This is a genomic window from Porticoccus hydrocarbonoclasticus MCTG13d, assembly GCF_000744735.1.
Taxonomy (GTDB): domain Bacteria; phylum Pseudomonadota; class Gammaproteobacteria; order Pseudomonadales; family Porticoccaceae; genus Porticoccus; species Porticoccus hydrocarbonoclasticus.
Map to the genome: position 1 here is coordinate 2059447 of NZ_JQMM01000001.1, position 21294 is coordinate 2080740.

The 21294-nt window shown below is 52.1% G+C and carries 15 protein-coding genes; 8 read left to right on the plus strand and 7 right to left on the minus strand.

Annotated elements, in window-relative coordinates:
* The first annotated feature begins 13 nt into the window (after positions 1-13).
* The 3 genes from U740_RS09845 (at position 14) to U740_RS09855 (ending at position 7305) form a co-directional block, all read left to right on the plus strand.
* Positions 14-2707: a PD-(D/E)XK nuclease family protein gene (locus U740_RS09845; RefSeq protein WP_160172068.1), complete on the plus strand. Its 2694-nt coding sequence runs from the start codon at positions 14-16 to the stop codon at positions 2705-2707.
* Complete coding sequence (locus U740_RS09850; RefSeq protein WP_036860497.1) at positions 2704-6102, plus strand: UvrD-helicase domain-containing protein; 3399 nt, start codon at positions 2704-2706, stop codon at positions 6100-6102. The genes U740_RS09845 and U740_RS09850 overlap by 4 nt, the downstream gene beginning before the upstream one ends.
* Before the next feature lie 129 nt (positions 6103-6231).
* A complete protein-coding gene (locus U740_RS09855; RefSeq protein WP_036860498.1) occupies positions 6232-7305 on the plus strand; it encodes a 3-deoxy-7-phosphoheptulonate synthase in 1074 nt (357 codons plus the stop codon).
* Positions 7306-7364: 59 nt separating this feature from the next.
* On the opposite strand, the gene U740_RS11905 is transcribed toward U740_RS09855, so the two are convergent.
* Together U740_RS11905 and nfuA are read right to left on the minus strand one after the other, a co-directional pair.
* Positions 7365-7955, minus strand: coding sequence for a TetR/AcrR family transcriptional regulator (locus tag U740_RS11905; RefSeq protein WP_051921413.1), 591 nt, complete (start codon positions 7953-7955; stop codon positions 7365-7367).
* 96 nt (positions 7956-8051) lie between these two features.
* Positions 8052-8633 carry a Fe-S biogenesis protein NfuA gene (nfuA, locus tag U740_RS09865; protein ID WP_036860499.1) on the minus strand — a complete coding sequence of 194 codons (582 nt, stop codon included), beginning with the start codon at positions 8631-8633 and terminating at the stop codon, positions 8052-8054.
* A gap of 197 nt (positions 8634-8830) precedes the next feature.
* Here nfuA and metH point away from each other — a divergent pair, with 197 nt between their 5' ends.
* A complete protein-coding gene (metH, locus tag U740_RS09870; RefSeq protein WP_081890912.1) occupies positions 8831-12523 on the plus strand; it encodes a methionine synthase in 3693 nt (1230 codons plus the stop codon).
* A gap of 2 nt (positions 12524-12525) precedes the next feature.
* Positions 12526-12741, plus strand: coding sequence for a DUF2970 domain-containing protein (locus tag U740_RS09875; protein ID WP_036860500.1), 216 nt, complete (start codon positions 12526-12528; stop codon positions 12739-12741).
* A 90-nt stretch (positions 12742-12831) separates the two neighbouring features.
* On the opposite strand, the gene U740_RS12155 is transcribed toward U740_RS09875, so the two are convergent.
* Entirely contained in the window at positions 12832-12963 is a 132-nt protein-coding gene (locus U740_RS12155) for a methionine synthase (RefSeq protein ID WP_152556826.1), read from the minus strand.
* Between the two features lie 240 nt (positions 12964-13203).
* Here U740_RS12155 and U740_RS09880 point away from each other — a divergent pair, with 240 nt between their 5' ends.
* The 3 genes from U740_RS09880 (at position 13204) to U740_RS09890 (ending at position 16643) form a co-directional block, all read left to right on the plus strand.
* Positions 13204-14871 (plus strand): nitrite/sulfite reductase, encoded by a 1668-nt coding sequence (locus U740_RS09880; RefSeq protein ID WP_036860502.1) that lies wholly within the window; start codon positions 13204-13206, stop codon positions 14869-14871.
* Complete coding sequence (locus U740_RS09885) at positions 14852-15340, plus strand: DUF934 domain-containing protein (RefSeq protein ID WP_036860503.1); 489 nt, start codon at positions 14852-14854, stop codon at positions 15338-15340. The genes U740_RS09880 and U740_RS09885 overlap by 20 nt, the downstream gene beginning before the upstream one ends.
* Before the next feature lie 136 nt (positions 15341-15476).
* On the plus strand, positions 15477-16643 hold the full coding sequence (locus U740_RS09890; RefSeq protein WP_036860505.1) for a cation:proton antiporter domain-containing protein: 1167 nt from the start codon (positions 15477-15479) through the stop codon (positions 16641-16643).
* 24 nt (positions 16644-16667) lie between these two features.
* On the opposite strand, the gene sohB is transcribed toward U740_RS09890, so the two are convergent.
* From sohB to U740_RS09910, 4 genes are read right to left on the minus strand one after another with little or no spacing between them, the layout of a single operon-like run.
* Positions 16668-17690, minus strand: coding sequence for a protease SohB (gene sohB / locus U740_RS09895; RefSeq protein WP_036860507.1), 1023 nt, complete (start codon positions 17688-17690; stop codon positions 16668-16670).
* A 57-nt stretch (positions 17691-17747) separates the two neighbouring features.
* Positions 17748-18395: a hypothetical protein gene (locus U740_RS09900; RefSeq protein WP_036860509.1), complete on the minus strand. Its 648-nt coding sequence runs from the start codon at positions 18393-18395 to the stop codon at positions 17748-17750.
* On the minus strand, positions 18392-19225 hold the full coding sequence (gene nudC / locus U740_RS09905) for an NAD(+) diphosphatase (RefSeq protein WP_036860511.1): 834 nt from the start codon (positions 19223-19225) through the stop codon (positions 18392-18394). Before nudC ends, U740_RS09900 begins: the two co-directional genes overlap by 4 nt.
* A gap of 29 nt (positions 19226-19254) precedes the next feature.
* A complete protein-coding gene (locus U740_RS09910) occupies positions 19255-20907 on the minus strand; it encodes a FimL-related protein (protein ID WP_036860512.1) in 1653 nt (550 codons plus the stop codon).
* Positions 20908-21294: the final 387 nt, after the last annotated feature.

Below are 21294 nucleotides of genomic sequence, written 5' to 3' on the forward strand. Positions count from 1 at the left end.
GGGTTGTGCGATCATGAAAGATGATTCAAGGATAACAAAGAAACCCACCATGATGCGCCCGCTTTTTGATATTGACCCACTCAGGGAAGAGCTCGGCAAGGGCGCACTGATTCTTACGCCCAACAATCGACTGGCCAGCAAAATCCGTCAGGCCTGGGGCCTTTCGCAACATTCAGGCGCCCTGCACTGGTCGGCACCCGAAGTGTATGCCCTGGAACAATGGATCCATGAACAGTGGCTTTGCTGCTGTGACGCCGGTTTCATCGAGGCAGCGGCGGGTTCCGGACTGGGCACTGCCATGGAGTTGTTCCTCTGGGAGCAGGTCGTGGCTGAAGACCGCGAGCGACCCGCCACAATATTGCCGGCAAACTTTGCCAGATTGGCGAGTAACAGTTATGCCAACATCCAAAACCACCTGGTACCGGATACCCGCCTACAACAGGAAGCACCTCTACTGTGGCGGTGGATCAGTCATTTTCGGGAGAAGCTGAGTCAACATGGTCTCATTACGTCCGCCGACAAGGTAAGCATACTCCAGCGGGCCTATAGCTGCGGGATCCTGCCCGCCATTCCAACCATAACACTCTGCGGGTTTGATACCCTGCCCCCTTTGCACCGTAAACTGCTTGAAGGAATCAGCAATAATCTCGCCTTTGCCGAGCCAAAGCCGATTCTGCCACAGCCGCAACAGGTCGCGTTATACGATCAACAAGCCGAGCTGACTGCCGCTGCCGACTGGGCAGTGGCCCATTATCTGGCCGCACCTGAAGCCCGCATTGGTATCCTTGTTCCGGAGCTGCCAAAACTGCGCAACAAAATTGTGCGGCTTCTGCAAACCCGCCTGCAACCGGATTACAGTGAGCCGGGACAGGTAAGAGCCAGCGCGTCTTTCAACTTGTCGGCGGGCATACCGCTCGCTGAAACACCACTGATCGCTTCAGCCTTGCTACTGTTGACGCTCAATCGGGCCGAATTATCGCTGACGGATTTTTGCCATATGCTCCACACGCCTTTTTGGGGCGACTTGTCTCCCGAACTGAGAGCCAAAGTAGAACTATTGCTGCGCAAACAGGGCAGAGTTTCTCTCCGAAGTAGCGAGTTCCGCCATCTGGTCAATGAGGTGGAGAAAATCACCGACTCCGGCATCAGCCAACGATTGTCAAAAATGGAAGTCCTCCGTCGGTCATTGCCGTCGACTGCCGGGTTTTCTGGATGGCTGGCACTGTTTCAGCAACAGTTGACCACGCTGGGGTGGCCCGGCGAGCGCACACTGGACAGCGAGGAATATCAGCAGCGACAGCATTGGCTGGACATACTGGAACAATACCAATCACTGGATCAGCTGAATTGCAAGGTAAGCCTTAACGAAGCATTACAACAGCTCCAACAACTGGCTTATAGCACTGTTTTTCAGGCAGAAACGCCCGATAGCAGTATTCAGGTTCTGGGGTTTCTCGAAGGTGCGGGGCTGCATTTTGATCATCTCTGGGTCATGGGCCTGGACAACCGCCGCTGGCCACAGCCCACATCACTCAATCCGCTTTTACCGGTTGGTCTGCAGCGAGAATTCGGTATGCCAAGAACAGACCCCGGACGAGAACGCGAATTGGCAGAACGGCAACTGGCCAATCTGATGAAAGCGGCCCCCAAAGTCATCCTGAGCTACAGCCAGTTTGACGGTGACCAACAGCTGCAAGCCACCAACCTGATTGCTGGCGTGGCGAAAATCGAACCGGACAAACTGCCCCGGAAAACCGGTCAGGTTACGGATTTCGTCGCGCTGGAATCAGTTTCCTGTGAGTTTGCTCCACCACTCGATACAGCAAAAGAAGCTGTTAGAGGTGGCACCCGTATCCTGAAAAATCAGGCCAGTTGCCCCTTCAATGCCTTTGCCATTCATCGATTGGGGGCGGAGCAACCCCGGGAACCCTCCATCGGTCTCAATGCAGGGGATCGAGGTTCATTGATTCATGAATGCCTGAGGCAACTATGGCACTACCTGGAAAATCAGCAACAGTTGCTGGCACTGCCCGAACCGGAGCTGACGTCATTGATTGAGTCGACCGTCAATACTGTCCTGAAACCCTGGCAGATGCGACGGGCGGACCTGTTCGGCAAGGCATTTACCCGCATTGAACAACAACGGTTGGGCGGCTTACTGAGACAATGGCTAACTGTTGAGAAACAGCGGCCACCCTTCAGCGTGGCCGCACTCGAAAAGCATGCAAACACGCAGTTTTTTGGCTTACCTTTACATCTAGTCATCGACCGGATTGATCAGTTAGCTGATGGCCAGACGGTCATCATTGATTACAAAACCGGCAAGGCAACGACCAACCAGTGGCTGGGTGATCGCCCGGATGATCTCCAGCTACCGCTTTATTTATTGTGCAGCGAAACACCCGCATCGGCTATTTGCTTTGCCCGTATCAACCCATCGGAACCTCTGTTTACCGGCTATTCCGAAACCGACGGTCTGCTGCCCGGGGTAGCGCCCCCCAGTGGCAAAAAAAACGAGCCGGAAAGCTGGCAGGCCCTGATGGATCATTGGCAACAGACCGCGGCTACCCTAGTGGATGAGTTCAAGTCCGGCTATGCCGCTGTCTCTTTCCATGGCGATTATGCCAAGCGGTATCAGACCGAGCTGGAACCACTGAACCGGGTCGCTGAAAGACGGCAGCTATTTGCAGGCGGGGACGAGACATGACTGTAGCAGATACAGCACAGCGCCAGCGGGCACTGGACCCCAGACGGTCCTTTGCGGTTGCCGCACCGGCTGGTTCCGGCAAGACAGAACTGCTTGCACAGCGGGTATTAGGGTTACTGGCAACGGTGGATGCACCGGAAGAAATCCTCTGTATGACCTTTACCCGGAAAGCGGCAGGTGAAATGCGACACCGCATTATTCAGGCACTAACACTGGCAGATAGTCATTTTCTGCCGGAGAGCGACCACCAGCAGTCCACCCTGGAACTTGCTAGCGCAGCCCTTGCCAGAGACCGGGAAAAAAACTGGCAGCTTCTCCAGTCCCCCAACCGTTTGCGGATCCAGACCATTGATGGCTTTTGCCTCAACCTCGCCCAGCAACTGGGCCTGGAAAGTGGTATCGGCGACTATGCCGAGCCCCTGGAAGATGCGGAACCTCACTTTCGCCGGGTCATTGCCGAATGGTTGCTCCGCGAACTGGAACAGCAAACATCCCTAGGACAGGCAGTGGAAACCCTCCTCCGGCATCTGGATAACGACTTCGACAAGCTGGAGCAGTTGCTGATCGCATTACTAAAAAAGCGCGAGCAGTGGCTGTCTCATATGTTCAGTAGCAGGGATGCCCGGGATTACCTGGAATCATTCCTGAGCAATGTGATTGAAGAAACATTGGCCGCAACAGCCGAGCTCCTGACACCTTTCGCCAGCGAACTGGCCCTACTGGCTGATTTTGCCGGTAGTCAACTGCCGTCGGAGAAAAAAGATCTGCCGCTCAGGCTATGCAAGGGAATGATCGGATTACCCGGTCACTCTGTGGAAGAGCTACCCATATGGCTGGGCATTTGTGAGCTCTTGCTGACCAGGGATCTAAAATGGCGGAGCCGCGTGGACAAAAACACGGGCTTTCCAACCGAGGTCGACGGCGACAAGACCCTGGCCAAACAACGAAAGGCAAGCCATGCCGAGCTGATCGATCAACTGAAGATCATCAGCGGGCTGAAAGACCTGCTTGAAGATATTCGCGCGCTGCCCGCACCCCGCTATGAAGAAAATCAGTGGTTGGCACTCAATGCACTGACCTATTTACTCCCCACCCTGGCGGCGGCGCTGAGCCTGCATTTCCAGCAGCATCGGGTGTGTGATTTTACCGAAATCACCCTGGCCGCCCTCCGCGCATTGGGCCCCGAAGATGAACCAACCGATCTGGCACTACGGCTGGACTATCAGATCAAACATATTCTCACCGATGAATTTCAGGATACCTCATCGGTACAGTTTGATATTTTGCGCCGTCTTGTTGCAGGCTGGGAGCAGAATGATGGCCGCACGCTGTTCATCGTCGGCGATGCCATGCAATCGCTGTACAGTTTCCGCAACGCCAATGTGGGTTTGTTTCTGGAGGCTCGAACACTGCCCATCGGCCAACTGCAACTTGAAGCACTGAATTTACAGGTCAACTTTCGTTCCCAGGAAAACCTCATCCACTGGGTGAACGACGCCTTCCCCCATATTTTTCCGGCACGCGACGAGATCGGTCGTGGCGCCGTCAGTTACAGCCCCGCCACTGCTTTTCATGGCGCTCTACCGGAGCAGTCGGTCACCCTGGATGCCTTCATCGATGCACCTGACAACAGTGCTGAAGCCTCGCGGGTAGTGGCACTGGTCAATGCCGCTAAAAAACGCAATCCTCAGGGTTCGATAGCCATACTGGTTCGCACCCGAACCCAGCTGCCCGACATTCTTGCAGCCCTCCGGGAGGCGGGGCATCACTGGCAGGCAACCGATATTGACCCCCTCGGCAACCGCATGCCCGTGGTCGATCTGATGTCCCTGACTCGCGCACTCCTGTCACCTGCTGACCGGATTGCCTGGCTGGCTGTGCTCAGGGCACCCTGGTGCGGGCTGGACATGGCTGATCTCCTGACGATCAGTACGGCGGAACCCGCTGGAGACGACTGCGAAACAACTCAGGAGCGTTTTCCACTAATGCTGAACCAACTGGCTCGCATAACAGCAATACCAGGTTTATCGCCAGACGGTCGACAAATTCTCCAACGGGTTGGGGAAATACTGATTGAAGCCTGGCAACAACGCCAGCGACTCCCCCTGCGCTGCTGGATTGAGGGGACCTGGCGTGCCCTTGGGGGTACCGTTGCACTGAACTCAATCACGGACCAGCAACACTGTGAGCAGTATTTGGATTTGCTAGAAAAACACGAGTCTGCAGGAACTCTCGAGCATTGGCCCACCTTTGAAAAAGCAGTTAAATCACTCTACGCCAAAGCCGATGTCGGATCGGACAGCACCCTCCATGTGATGACCATTCATAAAGCCAAGGGACTGGAGTTTGATACCGTCATCCTGCCCGGCCTGAACCGTAAACCCCGGGGAGAAGACAAACAATTGCTATTGTGGCAGGAGCGCACCAGTAGCAACGGGGAGAATCAACTGCTTATCAGCCCACTGTTCCGCGCAGACCAACAGAATGATCCGCTTTATCAGTTCCTGAACCGCGAGCGAAAACTGAAAATTAAACTCGAAACCGCACGAATCCTTTATGTTGCGACCACACGCGCCATTGGTCATCTACACCTGCTCTGCACCATGTCTGGTGACAATCCGGCAGCAGGCAGCCTGCTGGATAGCCTTTGGCCAGCGCTGAACGCCGACTTTGAATCCAGAGCCACGTGGATTCAGTGGCATGATTACCCACCCGGAGAAAACACACCTGTGCGTGCCCATGATACGGCGCTCAGTTCTCTGCGCCGTCTACCGGCTGACTGGGGCACACCACCAACAACCGGAGCTATACAGACTCCACCAACTGCAGTAAAGGAGTCCTTGACACAAAATGAGCTGGGCGGTGGCAAGACGGCTCCGGAAGCTCGCCATACCGGTACCGTATTACACCGTATTCTGCAGCAGATAGTTATTGAAGGTATTGATCAATGGTCCGCAGCGACTATTCAGCAACGCATGCCTTTCTGGAAGATTCAGCTACGACAGCTCGGTCTATGCGATACTTCAGCACCCTTGGCAATATTGGCTAAGGCTGTAGAAAACTGCCTTAGTGATCCAACAGCCAGGTGGATTCTGGACAATCGGCATCAAGATAGCGCCACCGAACTAGCTATTGGCTACATTTCACCAAACGGTGAGCCGAAAACCGCTGTCATCGACCGCAGTTTTGTCGACAGGGGTATCCGCTGGATAATCGATTACAAAACTGCCACCCCATCAGTCGGACAATCTGACCAGCAGTTTCTCAAGCAACAAGTAGCACAATATCAGGAGCAACTTCAGCGCTACGCCCGATTGTTCGAGGAACCCGCGACCATACCCATCAAGAAAGCGTTATATTTTCCCTTACTGCAGACAATAGAGACCATTCCCTGAGTATTTTTCAGTGACTTGCCGCTCCCGGAGACACCATCTTCACCTCAACAAGGCCTGCAGAGTGCCAAAGCGCCCGGAGTTTCATGTAGAATAGCCCGCTGACTGAACCCTTATCGATTCGAGAAGCCAATGACCAACGCTGTTGATAACATTAATATTCTCTCTCAGGATGTGCTGGTCACACCAAGAGATTTAAAACAGGAATTGCCCCTGTCCGATGCCGCCCGAAAAACCATTACAGAGGGCCGCCAAGTCATTCAGAATATTCTGAACCACAACGACCACAGAATCCTTGTGGTAGTTGGACCCTGCTCTATTCATGACACCAAAGCTGCGTTGGATTATGCGGCACGACTGAAAAAACTGGCCGATGCGGTCAGTGATTCGCTATTTATTGTCATGCGTGTGTATTTTGAAAAACCCCGAACCACTACTGGCTGGAAGGGACTTATCAACGACCCCTACCTCAATGACTCCTTCAAGATATCCGAGGGGCTACATGTGGGGCGCAAGCTGTTACTGGATATTGCCGAGATGGGTTTGCCTACTGCCACCGAGGCGCTCGACCCTATTTCTCCACAATACATTCAGGATCTGATCTCCTGGTCTGCCATCGGCGCAAGAACAACTGAATCCCAGACCCACCGGGAAATGGCTTCCGGGCTGTCATGCGCCGTTGGTTTCAAAAACGGCACTGACGGTAGCCTGAGTGTCGCCATCAATGCACTAAAATCCGTTGCCAGCCCGCACCGCTTTCTCGGTATCAACGCCGAAGGCAGAGTGGCCATTGTTACCACCGCGGGTAATCCTTACGCTCATGTGGTATTGAGGGGAGGTGACGGGAAGCCCAATTATGATTCCGTCAGCGTCAACCTTGCAGAACAGGAACTCAGGAAATCAGGTATTACCCCGAATATCATGGTAGATTGCAGTCACGCCAACTCGAACAAAAATCATGACCTGCAGACTCTGGTCATAGAAAACGTAACCAATCAGATCCTGGAGGGAAATCAATCGATTATAGGTCTGATGATCGAAAGCAACCTGAAATCAGGCAACCAGAAAATACCTGCCGACCTGAATGATCTCGAATACGGGGTATCAATCACCGATGCCTGTATAGACTGGGACACTACGGAAGAAGCATTGCGCGGTATGCACAACAAGCTCAAAGCGATTTTACCACATCGACAAGCAAAATGATTCCCTATTTAACATTAAAAAACAGGCATAACTGCCTGTTTTTTAATTCTTTTAATTATCTATTCAGTAAAAACCGTACTCAGTCCGGCATCAATGACACGCCTTAATACATCTGTATTGGCACCGGATTTACACAGTGTCCGCAAGCCAGCCACAAGTGCAATCAGGTAATCAGCCAATCCTTCAATATCCTGCCCGGCACCGATCATACCCAACCGCTTCGCTTCCAATAACCGGGTATAGAATAATTGACGAATCCAGTTGATCGATTCCCGGGCTTTCCCGGCCAGCTCAGGCTTATTATTGCTTAGTTCGGAAATCGCGTTGAAAAACAGGCAGCCATTGGCTAACTGGCTCTGTTCGGGTTCAAAAAAAGCCTTGTCAAAAAAAGAGGTGATTGCTTCACATGGATCTTCGATACTTACCAGTGTGCAGCTGAATAAATGGCATTGAAGATAAGCCATATAGTGATCAAGCACTGTACTGAACAATGCGGCCTTACTACCGAAAGAGCTGTAGAGGCTACCTCTATTGAGGTTCATCACGCTAAGAAGTTTACTGATGGAACTGGCCTCATATCCATCAGACCAAAACAGAGACAGGGCATTATCAAGGACCTCTTCCCGATCAAACTCTGGCAGCCTGGGCATCCAATGCTCCTTACCGGCCCACTTACTGAAAGCCAGCTGGATTAGTATTTCAAGTTCACAGTATCAGTATATATAAAAAGCGCTTAAGGTGCGGCTCTAGATATAAGCTTGGCTCCGATCAGAGTGATCCGTGACATCCCTGATGCCCTTTAGCTCAGGAATTTTCTCCAGCATGGTTTTCTCCACACCTTCCTTGAGAGTCACATCGGCCATGCCGCAACCCTGGCATCCGCCACCGAACCGCAGTACAGCAACATTGTCTACAATTTCTTCAAGGCTGATGACCCCGCCGTGGGCTGCCAGTCCAGGATTGATTTCGTTGTAAAGCAGGTAGTTAATTCTGTCTTCAAGCGGGCTGTCGTCACTGACCCTGGGCATGCGTGAATTGGGTGCCCTGATAGTCAATTGCCCTCCAAACTTCTCGTCGGCATAATCCACCTTCGCGTCTTCAAGAAACGGCAGACTGCGGTGGTCAAAATACGCCTTGAAGCTGGCCAGCTCCATCACCTCATCCTTCTCCTGCTCTTCACCTGGACGGCAATAGGCTATACAGGTTTCTGCCTTCGGCGTCCCTGGATCGGTGACAAACATACGAATACCGATGCCTTCGCAATCCTGTTTGGCCAACAGCCCCGCCAGATACTGTTCAGCGGATTCGGTGATAGTAATACTGAGCATAAGAACGACCTGATAGATATACCTGACTAATTTAGTCATGTATTCTAGCAGCCTTGTTTGAACGCGACAATCAAACACCGGATTTTTTACCCAGCTACAGCCCACCGGGGGAACCTGGTGTCGGCAAGCTGAGAACCAATGGATAAATCTGCTAGAATGCAGCCCCTTGTTTACCCCCAGTTACAGAGAAACACACCTTGAATAATCGGCAAACTCGCATCGACGCTCTTCACCGGGCAGCAACACAACGCATTCTGATTCTGGATGGCGGCATGGGCACCATGATCCAGTCTCATCGTTTTACCGAATCCGATTACCGGGGTGAACGTTTTGTCGACTGGTCACAGGATGTAGCTGGCAACAATGACCTGCTCTCACTGACACAACCCGGGGTGATTCGTGCGCTTCACGAGGCCTACCTCGAAGCCGGTGCGGATATTATCGAGACCAACACCTTTAACTCCACCGCCGTATCCATGACGGACTACGGTATGGAGTCTCTGGCCCGGGAGCTGAACGAAGCAGGTGCCAGGATTGCCCGAGAGGCCTGTGATGCCATCGCCACACCGGACAAACCCCGTTGGGTAGCCGGCGTTATCGGCCCCACCAGCCGCACTTGCTCAATATCGCCGGATGTCAACGATCCCGGCGCGAGAAACACCAACTTTGATGAGCTGGTAGCTGCCTATATGGAAGCCACGGAAGGGCTCATTGCCGGTGGTTCTGACATTATCCTGATTGAGACTGTATTCGATACATTGAATGCCAAAGCGGCAGTTTTTGCAGTACAGGCTGTTTTTGAAAAACTCGACACCGAACTGCCCCTGATGATTTCCGGTACGATTACAGATGCCAGTGGCCGCACCCTGTCAGGACAAACTCCCGAAGCCTTCTGGAACTCGCTGGCTCACGCCAGACCATTTTCGATCGGTCTCAACTGTGCTCTGGGCGCCAAGGAACTCCGACCACACATTGAAGAACTATCACGGGTTGCCAACACCCTGGTCAGCGCCCATCCCAATGCGGGACTGCCAAATGAGTTTGGTGAATACGATGAAAGCGCAGCCGAGATGGCCGAAATTGTCGAAGAGTTCGCCCAGAGTGGTCTGATCAATATTCTCGGCGGGTGCTGCGGTACCACACCTGACCATATCCGGGCAATTGCCGAAGCTGTGGCCACCAAGGCCATTCGACAGGTGCCAGAGATTGCCCCCGCCTGTCGGCTTTCCGGTCTCGAAGCATTCAACATTACTGACGAATCGCTGTTCGTTAATGTGGGGGAGCGCTGCAATGTCACCGGCTCTGCCCGTTTCAAATCGCTGGTCATGAACGGCGACTACGACACGGCGCTGCAAGTGGCGCGGCAACAGGTGGAAGATGGCGCACAGATCATCGATGTCAATATGGATGAGGGCATGCTCGATGCCGTGGAAGCCATGACAAAGTTTCTAAAACTGGTGGCATCGGAACCGGATATTTCACGCATACCACTGATGATTGACTCATCGAAATGGCATGTGATCGAAGCCGGTTTAAAGTGGGCCCAAGGCAAATGCGTGGTCAACTCGATCAGCCTCAAGGAAGGTGAAGCGTCTTTTATCGAACAGGCCAAGCTATGCCTGCGCTATGGTGCAGCAGTAGTCGTCATGGCCTTTGACGAAGACGGTCAGGCAGACAACCTGGAAAGACGCAAGAAGATTTGCCAGCGCTGTTATGACATCCTGGTCAATCAGGTAGGGTTCCCGCCCCAGGACATTATCTTTGATCCCAATGTGTTTGCCGTGGCCACCGGGATTGATGAACACAACAACTACGCCATGGACTTCATCGAAGCCTCAAGCTGGATCACCCGGAACCTGCCCCACACACTGATCTCCGGGGGGATCAGCAATGTGTCTTTCTCCTTCCGAGGCAATAATCCTGTGAGGGAGGCAATTCACTCTGTTTTTCTCTACCACGCCATTAAGGCCGGGCTGCGGATGGGCATCGTCAATGCAGGGCAGCTGGCCGTGTACAGCGACTTACCCGATGAGCTGCGAGACCGGGTTGAGGATGTGATCCTCAACCGTCATGCCGAGGCCACGGAAAATCTGCTCAACATCGCCGAAAAATATCGCGGCGATGGCAGTGGCACAGAACGCAAAGAAGATCTGGAATGGCGTTGCTGGCCAGTAAAAAAACGCCTGGAGCATTCACTGGTAAAAGGGATAACCAGCTATATCGAAGAGGATACCGAAGCAGCGAGACAGGAAGCTGAACGCCCTCTGCATGTAATTGAAGGCCCACTGATGGATGGGATGAACGTGGTTGGCGACCTGTTCAGCGAGGGCAAAATGTTCCTCCCACAGGTAGTAAAATCTGCCCGTGTCATGAAGCAGGCAGTCGCCTACCTTCAGCCATTCATAGAGGCTGAGAAAGAGGAAGATGCCCAGGCCAACGGCAAGATTCTGATGGCTACGGTCAAGGGCGATGTCCACGATATCGGTAAGAACATTGTCGGTGTTGTCCTGCGCTGCAATAATTATGAGGTGATTGATCTGGGCGTCATGGTGCCCGCTGACAAAATCATCGATACAGCACTCAGAGAATCTGTAGACATTATTGGTCTCTCAGGGTTGATTACACCCTCACTCGATGAAATGGTCCATATCGCCAGCGAACTCGAGCGACGCCAGCTGAGCTTTCCGCTACTGATAGGCGGTGCCACTACATCCAAGGCCCACACTGCAGTTAAAATTGATCCGAAATATCAACGCAATCAGACGGTTTACGTACCCGATGCATCCCGAGCCGTTGGCGTTGCCAGCAAACTTCTCAGCAAGGATCTCCGCGATGCCTTTGTGGCAGACCTCCAGCTGGAATACGAACAGGTTCGGCACCGTACGGCCAACCGCAAACCCCGCGGAACCATTCTCACCTATAACGAAGCCCGAAAAGCCGGCCTGAAAACCGATTGGAGCAAATATCAACCATCGGTCCCCGCCAAACTGGGGGTACAGGTCATGGAGGACTACCCACTGGAAGAACTGGTGGAAATGATTGACTGGACACCCTTCTTCATTACCTGGGGCCTGTCGGGCAAATACCCGAAGATTCTTGACGACGATAAAGTCGGTGAAGCGGCACGGAATCTGTTTTCTGATGCAAAAGGCATGTTGCGAAAATTGATAGACGGCAAACTGATCAAAGCCAGAGGTGTCTTCGGACTTTGGCCGGCCAATACCGTCAATGCGGACGACATTGAAGTCTATGCCGATGAGTCGCGCAAGGATGTCATCGGCACACTGCACCAGATTCGTCAACAAACCAGAAAGCCGGGCGCCCCGCCACAGATGATGTCACTTGCAGATTATGTGGCGCCAAAGGAAACTGCTATTCAGGATTATATCGGCGCCTTTGCGGTCACTGCTGGCATCGGTGCCGATGAATTGGCCCGGGAATACGAAGCTAACGGCGATGACTACAACAGCATCATGGTAAAAGCACTGGCAGACCGGTTCGCAGAAGCCTTCGCAGAGCGGCTTCACCAGCGCGTCCGAACCGAATTTTGGGGCTATGCCGCTGATGAAACACTGGACACGGAGGCACTGATAAAAGAGGCCTATCGCGGTATCCGGCCCGCGCCGGGTTATCCCGCCTGCCCTGACCACAGTGAAAAAGAGACGCTTTTCAGGTTGCTTGATGCCACCGCCACAACCGGGATTTCACTGACTGAAAGCTTTGCCATGTTGCCCGCGGCCTCAGTGAGTGGCTTTTATTTCTCACACCCGCAGGCGAAATACTTCAATACAGGGAAAATGCAGCGGGACCAACTTGAGAGCCTGGCCGAGAGAAAGGGTGTTCCCATCGCCCAAATGGAGCGCTGGTTGAGTCCGGTGCTGGACGATTGAGCATGAACGATGACAACGACCAAAAACCTGGCTTCTGGCAGATTGTATTCAGCACCCTCGCGGCCTTTTTTGGCGTACAGAGCAACAAAAACCGGGAGCGGGACTTTAAACACGGCAATATTTACGCTTACATCGCTTCGGGTCTGATCTTTACCGCCCTATTTATTTTCTGTGTGGTAGTGGTCGTAAAACTGGTACTCAAAAGTGCTGGCATGTAAGAAAATTCTTTCAGAGCTCACACATGGACAGTGCAAGGATTAAAAAGGCGGCCCATAGGCCGCCTTTTTAATCTTCTTTGTGCTTCGAACCTACAAAGTGGTCAGCCAGAAAACAACGGCCAACACAACAATCGTCACAGCTGCGACGGTGGCAATAGCATCGACGCTACTGTCATCATTCCTGGACTCTTCAGGTTGGGCAACTTCCGCTTGATCAGACATTTTTTAACCCTCTATGGCTTCATAAAAACGGCGCCCGGCATTGTAGCAACATCGATGGCCATTGTCCCAGCCATGACAGTCACCACAGCCCCGTTATTCCCCAACGGCCGGTACTTAGAGAGAAAAAGTTTTTCAAAAATGCTGACGTGGGCGCTATCATCCACATCCCACTGACAGTCCGCGGGAATACCTGTAGAATTCGCGCCTTTCTTTGTCCAGCTGCTGAAAACCTGACAATTTATGTACCAATATACTGAAAACGATCAAAAAATCATTGAAGAGCGAGTCGCCCAGTTTCGCGGTCAGACCAGCCGTTATCTGGCCGGCGAACTGACCGATGAAGAATTTCTGCCCCTACGCCTGCAGAATGGCCTCTACATTCAGCGCCTGGCACCCATGCTTAGAATTGCAGTGCCCTACGGTCTGCTCAATTCAACACGACTGCGCAAGCTCGCAGATATTGTCAGAACCTATGATAAAGGCTATTGCCATATCACTACCCGGCAGAATATCCAGCTGAACTGGCCACAACTGGAAGAAGTGCCGGAAATCCTGGCGCAACTGGCAGAAGTACAGATGCATGCTGTCCAAACCAGCGGTAACTGTATTCGCAATATCACGTCGGACCAGTTTGCAGGTGTTGCTGCTGACGAAATTGAAGACCCACGTCCCTGGTGTGAAATTCTTCGTCAGTGGTCAACCTTCCACCCCGAGTTCGCCTTTCTGCCGCGTAAATTCAAAATTGCCGTCAGCGGCACCGAAGGGGACCGTGCGGCCATTCTGGTTCACGATATCGGCCTGCAGATAGTCAGAAATGATGTCGGGGAGATCGGTTTTCAGGTACTGGTCGGTGGCGGTCTTGGACGCACACCGGTAATAGGCAGTGTTATCCGTGAATTTCTGCCCTGGCAGCATCTGCTGACCTATCTGGAAGCCATTGTGCGTGTCTACAATCGCTACGGTAACCGCGCCAACAAGTACAAAGCCAGAATCAAGATTCTGGTTCGCGCCTGGACGCCCGAAGTCTTTGCTGAAAAAGTCGAGGCGGAGTGGGCCCACATCAAAGACAGCCCAGAAACACTCACCGAGGAAGAAGTAAAACGGGTAAAAGCCTACTTTACCGAACCCGCTTATGAGTCACTGGACGATGCCACTGCAGAAGCCTCACTCAGTAGCCAGGCGCAGGAACACAAAGCCTTCAGTCGCTGGCTGGAGCGCAACACCCACCCTCATCGGATACCGGGTTATCGAATTGTCACCCTGTCACTAAAACCCACTGGTGTTGCCCCCGGCGATGTAACGGACAGTCAGCTGGAAGCAATCGCCGATCTGGCAGATCAGTATTCCTTCAGTGAAATTCGTGCCACCCATAATCAGAACCTTGTCTTGGCAGACGTCAAAAAATCGGATTTGTTTGCCCTCTGGCAAAAAGCCAAAGTGGCCGGTTTTGCCACACCCAATATCGGCACCCTGACCGACCTGATCTGCTGCCCTGGAGGGGATTTTTGCTCACTGGCCAATGCTAAATCCATCCCTGTGGCTGAAGCTATCCAGCGCCGCTTCGATGATCTGGACTACCTCTATGATCTCGGCGACCTGACACTGAACATATCAGGCTGCATGAACGCCTGTGGCCACCACCATGTTGGCAATATCGGGGTACTCGGCGTCGATAAAAAAGGCGAGGAGTTCTACCAGATTCAACTGGGAGGCAGGGCTGGCACAGATGCCGAACTAGCCAACGTGCTGGGGCCTTCTTTCGGCCGTGAAGAAATGCCCGACGTCATTGAGAAAATTCTCAATGTGTATTTACAAAACCGCCGCGGGGATGAACTGTTTATAGACACCTGTCGCCGCATTGGTCTCGATCCCTTCAAGGAGAGCGTCTATGCCAAAAATCATCATTAAGGACAAAATTGTCGATGACAAATGGGAGGTTCTCCCCAAAGTATTTCTGGGCGAACCCCCGGTCAACAAACTCCTTTTACTGCCCATGAAGTACTGGCTGGAACACTCAGAGAATCTCCGTTTACCCGTACTCGGTATCTGGATAGACAGTGATGAAGAAGTGGAAGACATCGGCGAGAAAGCGAATATGTTTCCGGTCATTGCCATTAATTTTCCCTCATTTACTGATGGACGTGGTTTTACTGCCGGCCGGCTGCTACGCGAGCGCTATGGCTACAATGGGCAGCTGCGCGCTATAGGCCATGTCATCCGCGATCAGTTATTCTATCTGAAGCGCTGTGGCTTCGATGCTTTTCAGCTCAGAGAAGGCACTGACCTGGAAGAAGCACTGAAATCCCTGAATGATTTCAGCGTTACCTATCAGGGTGATGCGGACGACCCCAACCCACTATTCCGTCGCAACGAGTAAGCTTTATGTCTGGCCTCAACACGGCAGTAGACATTAATCCTGACGTGTTAAACAGCCTCCCTGACATTACGTAACCGTCAGACAGGCTTGTCGCTCCAGAATCCATCACGCACAATACGGATTCTGGAGTGGTTCTATGTCCGAAACGGTTTTTCAATCGTTCTTTCTGATCTTCACTGGCTCTGCCATTATCGCCTCCATGGCGATCTTTGGCCGGCAGCCACTACTGGTCGCCTATATCACACTGGGGGCATTGATTGGCCCCTACGGTCTTGGCTGGGTACAGGACGTGCATCTGCTGTCCGAGATCTCAGAAATCGGCATTATTTTCCTGCTGTTTCTACTGGGCCTCGACTTGCAACCCAAATCTCTGCTCCGAGCCTTCAGGAAAGTTACAGTGGTAACGCTGATCAGTTCGTTAATCTTCGCCTGTGCCGGCTACCTGATTGCCCGACTGTTTGACTTCACAACGACCGAATCTCTGATCATCGGTGCTGCGATGATGTTTTCCAGTACCATCATTGGTATCAAGTTGTTACCCACGACAATCCTTCATCATCGCCATATCGGCGAGATGATGATCGGTCTGCTTCTAATGCAGGATTTTCTCGCCATTTTTGTATTATTGGTGCTGCTGAGTGGCGATGGCGGGCAGATTAATATCACACAAATCGGTATTACCCTGCTCGCTCTCCCCCTGTTGATACTGCTTGCCTGGGGGTTCGTACGTTGGGTATTGCTCAAGCTAATCGCCAAGTTCGATCAGATGGGTGAGTATATTTTCCTGCTGGCCATCGGCTGGTGCATGGGATTATCTGAACTGGCAGAGGTACTTGGCCTGTCGCGGGAAATCGGTGCCTTTCTGGCAGGTATCACGATCGCTTCAAGCCCAATCTCTCAGCACATTGCGCTAACACTGAAACCTCTGCGGGACTTCTTTCTAATCATGTTTTTCTTTTCCCTGGGTGCCGGCTTTAATCTCGGCTTATTACCGGAAATCGCTCTCGCAGCGGCGACACTTGGGGTAACCATGCTGATTCTAAAACCCTTGATATTCCGAGTCCTACTCGAACGCCAGAGCGAGAAGAAGGTACTGGCCTGGGATCTCGGTTTTCGGCTTGGGCAAATCAGCGAGTTTTCCCTGTTGATCGCCTACGTCGCCTTTAATGCTTCACTGATAGGCGTCATGGCGTCACACCTGATTCAGGCTGCAGCCATATTGACCTTCCTGGTCTCCAGTTACATTGTCACATTCAACTTCCCCAACCCGATCGCGGTGAGCGAAAAACTCCGACGCAATTGACCAGGCTTAAAAGAGTTGCATTGATCAAACGGAGTAACGACTGTTACACAACCGGTTCCACCACCTGAGTAACAGATTGTCCACCCTATTTTCCGCGGCAAGCCCCAATTTTTCAGGCAAAGACTTGTGATGCAGGTAACTGACCTGATAAATATCCGCCTGATTTGAACGATCAACCAGGTACTCATCACTGGTCATGAGCTCGTCCACCAACGATTCCTCAAGCGCTCGGGTGCCCAGCCAGACCTGCCCCGTAGCAATTTTGTCGATATCCAGATCTTTTCTGTGGCTACCAACAAAATTTTTGAACAGATCATGGATTTCCTGAATATCCTCAATAAATTTTTCCCGTCCCTCATCGGTGTTCTCGCCAAACATCGTCAGTGTCCGCTTGAATTCACCGGCGGTGTGTAATTCCACATCGACATCGTGTTTTTTAAGCAATCGGTTAAAGTTGGGTAGCTGGGCAACCACACCGATAGAGCCAATCATGGAAAAAGGAGCCGCGAGAATCTTGTCTGCCACGCAAGCCATCATGTAACCGCCACTGGCAGCTATTTTGTCAACACAAACCGTGAGCGGAATACCCCTTTTCTTGATGCGATCAAGCTGGCTGGCGGCCAGACCATAGCTATGCACCATACCTCCAGCACTTTCCAACAGCACAACCACTTCGTCTTCCGGTTTGGCTTGACTTAAAACGGCGGTGATCTCCTCTCTCAGGCTTGCCACCGCGGAGGCACGAAGATCACCCTTGAAGGCAAGCAGAAACACCCGTGTCTTTTCTGATACCTGCTTGAGCCGATCTTTTGCTTCTTTCTTTTTCTGCTTTGCCAGTTTTTTTCTTTCGGTGCTCCCGAGCATGGCTGTCTGTACAGCATTCCCCAACTGCTCGATGGTATCGTTGATTTTCTCAACTTCCAGAACACCCTCCTGCTTGCGGATGCGGCCACCAAGATTGATGAGCAATCCCAGTACTACCACCAAAGACAAAGCAACCGTAATGACTTTGGCCAGAAAAAGTCCGTATTCCAGTAAAAAATCCAATGTGTGACTCCCTTATCCGTCTACTCTCAAGAAATAACGTGCATTTGTTCGTGAAGGTCACCGCCAACCGGATACAGCTCGCTTGGCTTCGCTATTGATCGGACGGGCAAACAACCCGCCATAGGCCAGCGTCACCTCGTAAACTGCACCATCTGCCATCGGCTGGTAAGTTGCAGTGCCCTGCTTAGCGCTAACCCACTCCTGCAACCAGGGTACCTGTCCGAGTAATTGCCAGGCATCAAAACCATAGGGGCTGACTTGCAGCGGGTGTACCGTCTGCTCGCCATGTTGTTGTTCAATTATATCCTCATAACGGCCACTGATTCTGTCCAACCGGTACTGGGATTTAAAGCCGATACTGGCCAGGGAAGGATGCCAGCGCAAGGTCCGGGCATCCAGTTGCCACTGATCCCCCAGCAATTGCAGGTGGTGTTCTTCTCCATCAACCTGAACAATTAACACACGGTAGCTCTGTGGCGCCAGTTTGACAAACCGCAAGGTGGCCACGGGTTGCTCCGCCAGCAATCGTTTATAGGTCAGCAGATCGTAGCCACCGAGAAAAAACGTGGCGCTGACTGCCAGAAACGATAACCCCAGCAAGGCTCGTACGATTGCCTTGAGCATGCCCCCGCTGAACAGCAACCTGAGTGCCAGCAGCAAAAAAATGATGCCTACAATGATCGGCACTAGCGTGGAAGCAGTCATGGTAGTGGGCCTATGCCCAGACAGCTATCAACAAAATGCTGGATCAGTTGACCCGAGAGGGTTCGCGAGCTCGGACAGGGCGGCAAACGATCAAATCGCCACCAGTCCGCCTGGGTGATTTCGATACCGTCCACCTGGATAACCCCGGAGTGATAATCTGCATGGAAGCCAATCATCAGCTGCCCTGGAAACGGCCAGGGCTGACTTCCGAAATAGCGCAGGTTATCTACCCGAATACCCACTTCCTCCATCACCTCACGGTGGATTGTCTGTTCTGCCGACTCCCCCGGCTCAATGAAACCCGCCAACGCACTGTAAAGCTTTCCCTGGTTACGAGCACTGCTGGCCAGTAAACAATGGTCGCCCCAGGTTATCAGGACAATCACGCAAGGCGATATTTTGGGGTAAAAAAACGCATGGCAATCATTGCAACGCCGCGACCGGTCACCCGCAGAAACCACTGTCTGACTGCCACAGAAACCACAGTAACGATGCTGGAGATCCCATTGAGCAACCTGACAGGCACGACCGGCCAGATTGAAAAGGTCAGCGGAGAGATTCTGTAACAACGCACGGAGATCACGCCATTCAGTTCTCGCCGGCAGTACCTGGGCATGCGTCATATCCACCACATAACAGGGGCAACAGTGAAACAGTCCGAGCAAATGCACCGGGAAACCTGAGGTGTCGACTTCATCGCCATCAAACAGGATGCCGGGATCCGAGTTCGTTCGGCAGAGCAATTGCTGACCACGCACCAGCAGAAATAGCGGTTGACGGCTATTATGCTCGGGAATACGTATACAGGGCTCAAAGTGACAATCGGACATTGGCTGCTGCTTCTCTGGAGGGTATAAAACTAGCTTTCCAGTTTCTCAAGACACTCTTCAGCCACACCGAGAACGGTATCCTCGAAATCGGGATTCCAGCGGCGATTATCCAGGTAGTACTCCAGGCTCACCACGGCATCGGCAAATACCTCGATGATGGATGACAGTGGCAGCTGACTGGCCGGGCCCAAGCTGTGATTGATAATATCGAGACAGCGGACTGTTACGTTCTCAGCACGCGTCAAGCCGAGTATGCCAACCGCACCCAATATCATTTTGAAGTTATCGGCCAGCGGTTTGGCCAGCTCATCGCCGGCAATACCATCACAATAATCCGAGGTCAGTTGCATAATACTGGCCAGATGACTCGACGCTTCCTGCAACACTCGCCGCTGCGCATGACTGATTATATTTTCTTCAACAACTTCTTTAATGCTCAACGCATTAATTTTAATGCGCTCACTTTCAGAGTGCGGCCGCGACTGGAGCTCCAGAATAATTGAGTCCAGATATAGCAGCGTATCTGCCATCTCCTCCATAATCCCAGAGGGCAATGTACTGTCCGTCAGGTTCGCAATGGCAAGAGCATGCTGAGAACAACGCTCTTTAGCCAAACCCAGCCCACAGTTTTTCAACTCTTCAGATAGTGCAGAAAAAAGTACAGCGGCTTCCTTGAGGGGTCCGCTCCCGATACTTTCCTGTTTCACCTGATCATCCAGCAAGCTCCGCAATTGCTCAATCTGGGTAGCGATCACGGCAAGGCGCTCGACAAAAGACTGATTGCCCTCTTCCACAAACATAGCCCGCACATTGCGGATATCGGTAGCGGTAAAATCCAGTGGTGAGATGCCAAGGCGGGCCGCCAGTTTGGCAGCACCCTCGGTATTCATGCCGGACAACAGAAAGTTGGCCAACATATTCTGTTGCAGCGATATGGGGTAACTTTGTTCAGCGGGTGCGTTGTCAGACAGCATGCGCAGCTGCCGCTCAATAGCCATAAGACTTCGCAAACGACTCTGCTCAAAACCAAGCGCACCGCGATAAAGTGCACCTAACACATCGAATACCAATGCCCAGTAGATGGCCTCTTTTTCTTCGCTAAGTGAATTGCGCAAACGCTGTATACCATGGGCCATCACTTTTATCGCGGTGGGACGAGTACTCCCCTTGAGAACATGGGCCAAACCCTGTTGGTAAAGCTGTCGGGCGACCCGGATCGCCTCGATTGAGTGATGATCCTTCTGTGCCACCGAGGAAATCGTTGGTACATCCGGCATTAAACCATTCAGAAGCTGGTATTCATTGAGCTGAGGCTGCTTACGGGCTGCCCGTAACTGATTGATCTCTGGCAACAACAACAGGGGACTGTCCTTACCGTGCATTTGCAGCTGGCAGACATAACCGGGCATCAGTTCCAGTGAGTGTTTGACAGTATTCACCACCGGTGAGCCAGGAGAGCCATCCTCCGCTTTTCTGACGGTCTCCTGCATTTCGTCCAGAAGCATTTTTCCGCCGGCCATTTCCAGTAGCGAAAACACCCCATGAAGCTGAGATAAGCCCCGGCTGCATTCAGACCAGTCAATGGACTCCACCGGCTGCTCAAGTAGATCAACCAGGATACCGACTTCCTTATCGATCTCTTCCCTGACCAGCTTTAATGCCTGTGTATTTATTTGATACATACCATCAAATGCCTATTTCAGATCACCGACCATTACAAAAACAAAAGCCAGCTATACTGTGTAACATACTTAGATATTTTGATAATAACATTATTAGTTACCGTGGTTTGAGGCTGAATCGACAGACCAGCGATTTAATGGCTATCACACATCTCAGCCAATTTATAAGATGTTTATCAACCAGTTCGGGTGACTTTCCTCTCAGGTAAAAGCACACCATTACTGCTTACCCGGTTGTCGATCCTCATCTCGCTATTACATCTCGCGCCTTTACTGCAAGCTTGCTGATCGCAGAGGTTTATCTTTAGCGCTTAGAAACATTTCTGCACACAGTGATACCAATGGCGTGCTTTCAAATTCAGGTGTTTGTAAAGACGATCTATGTCA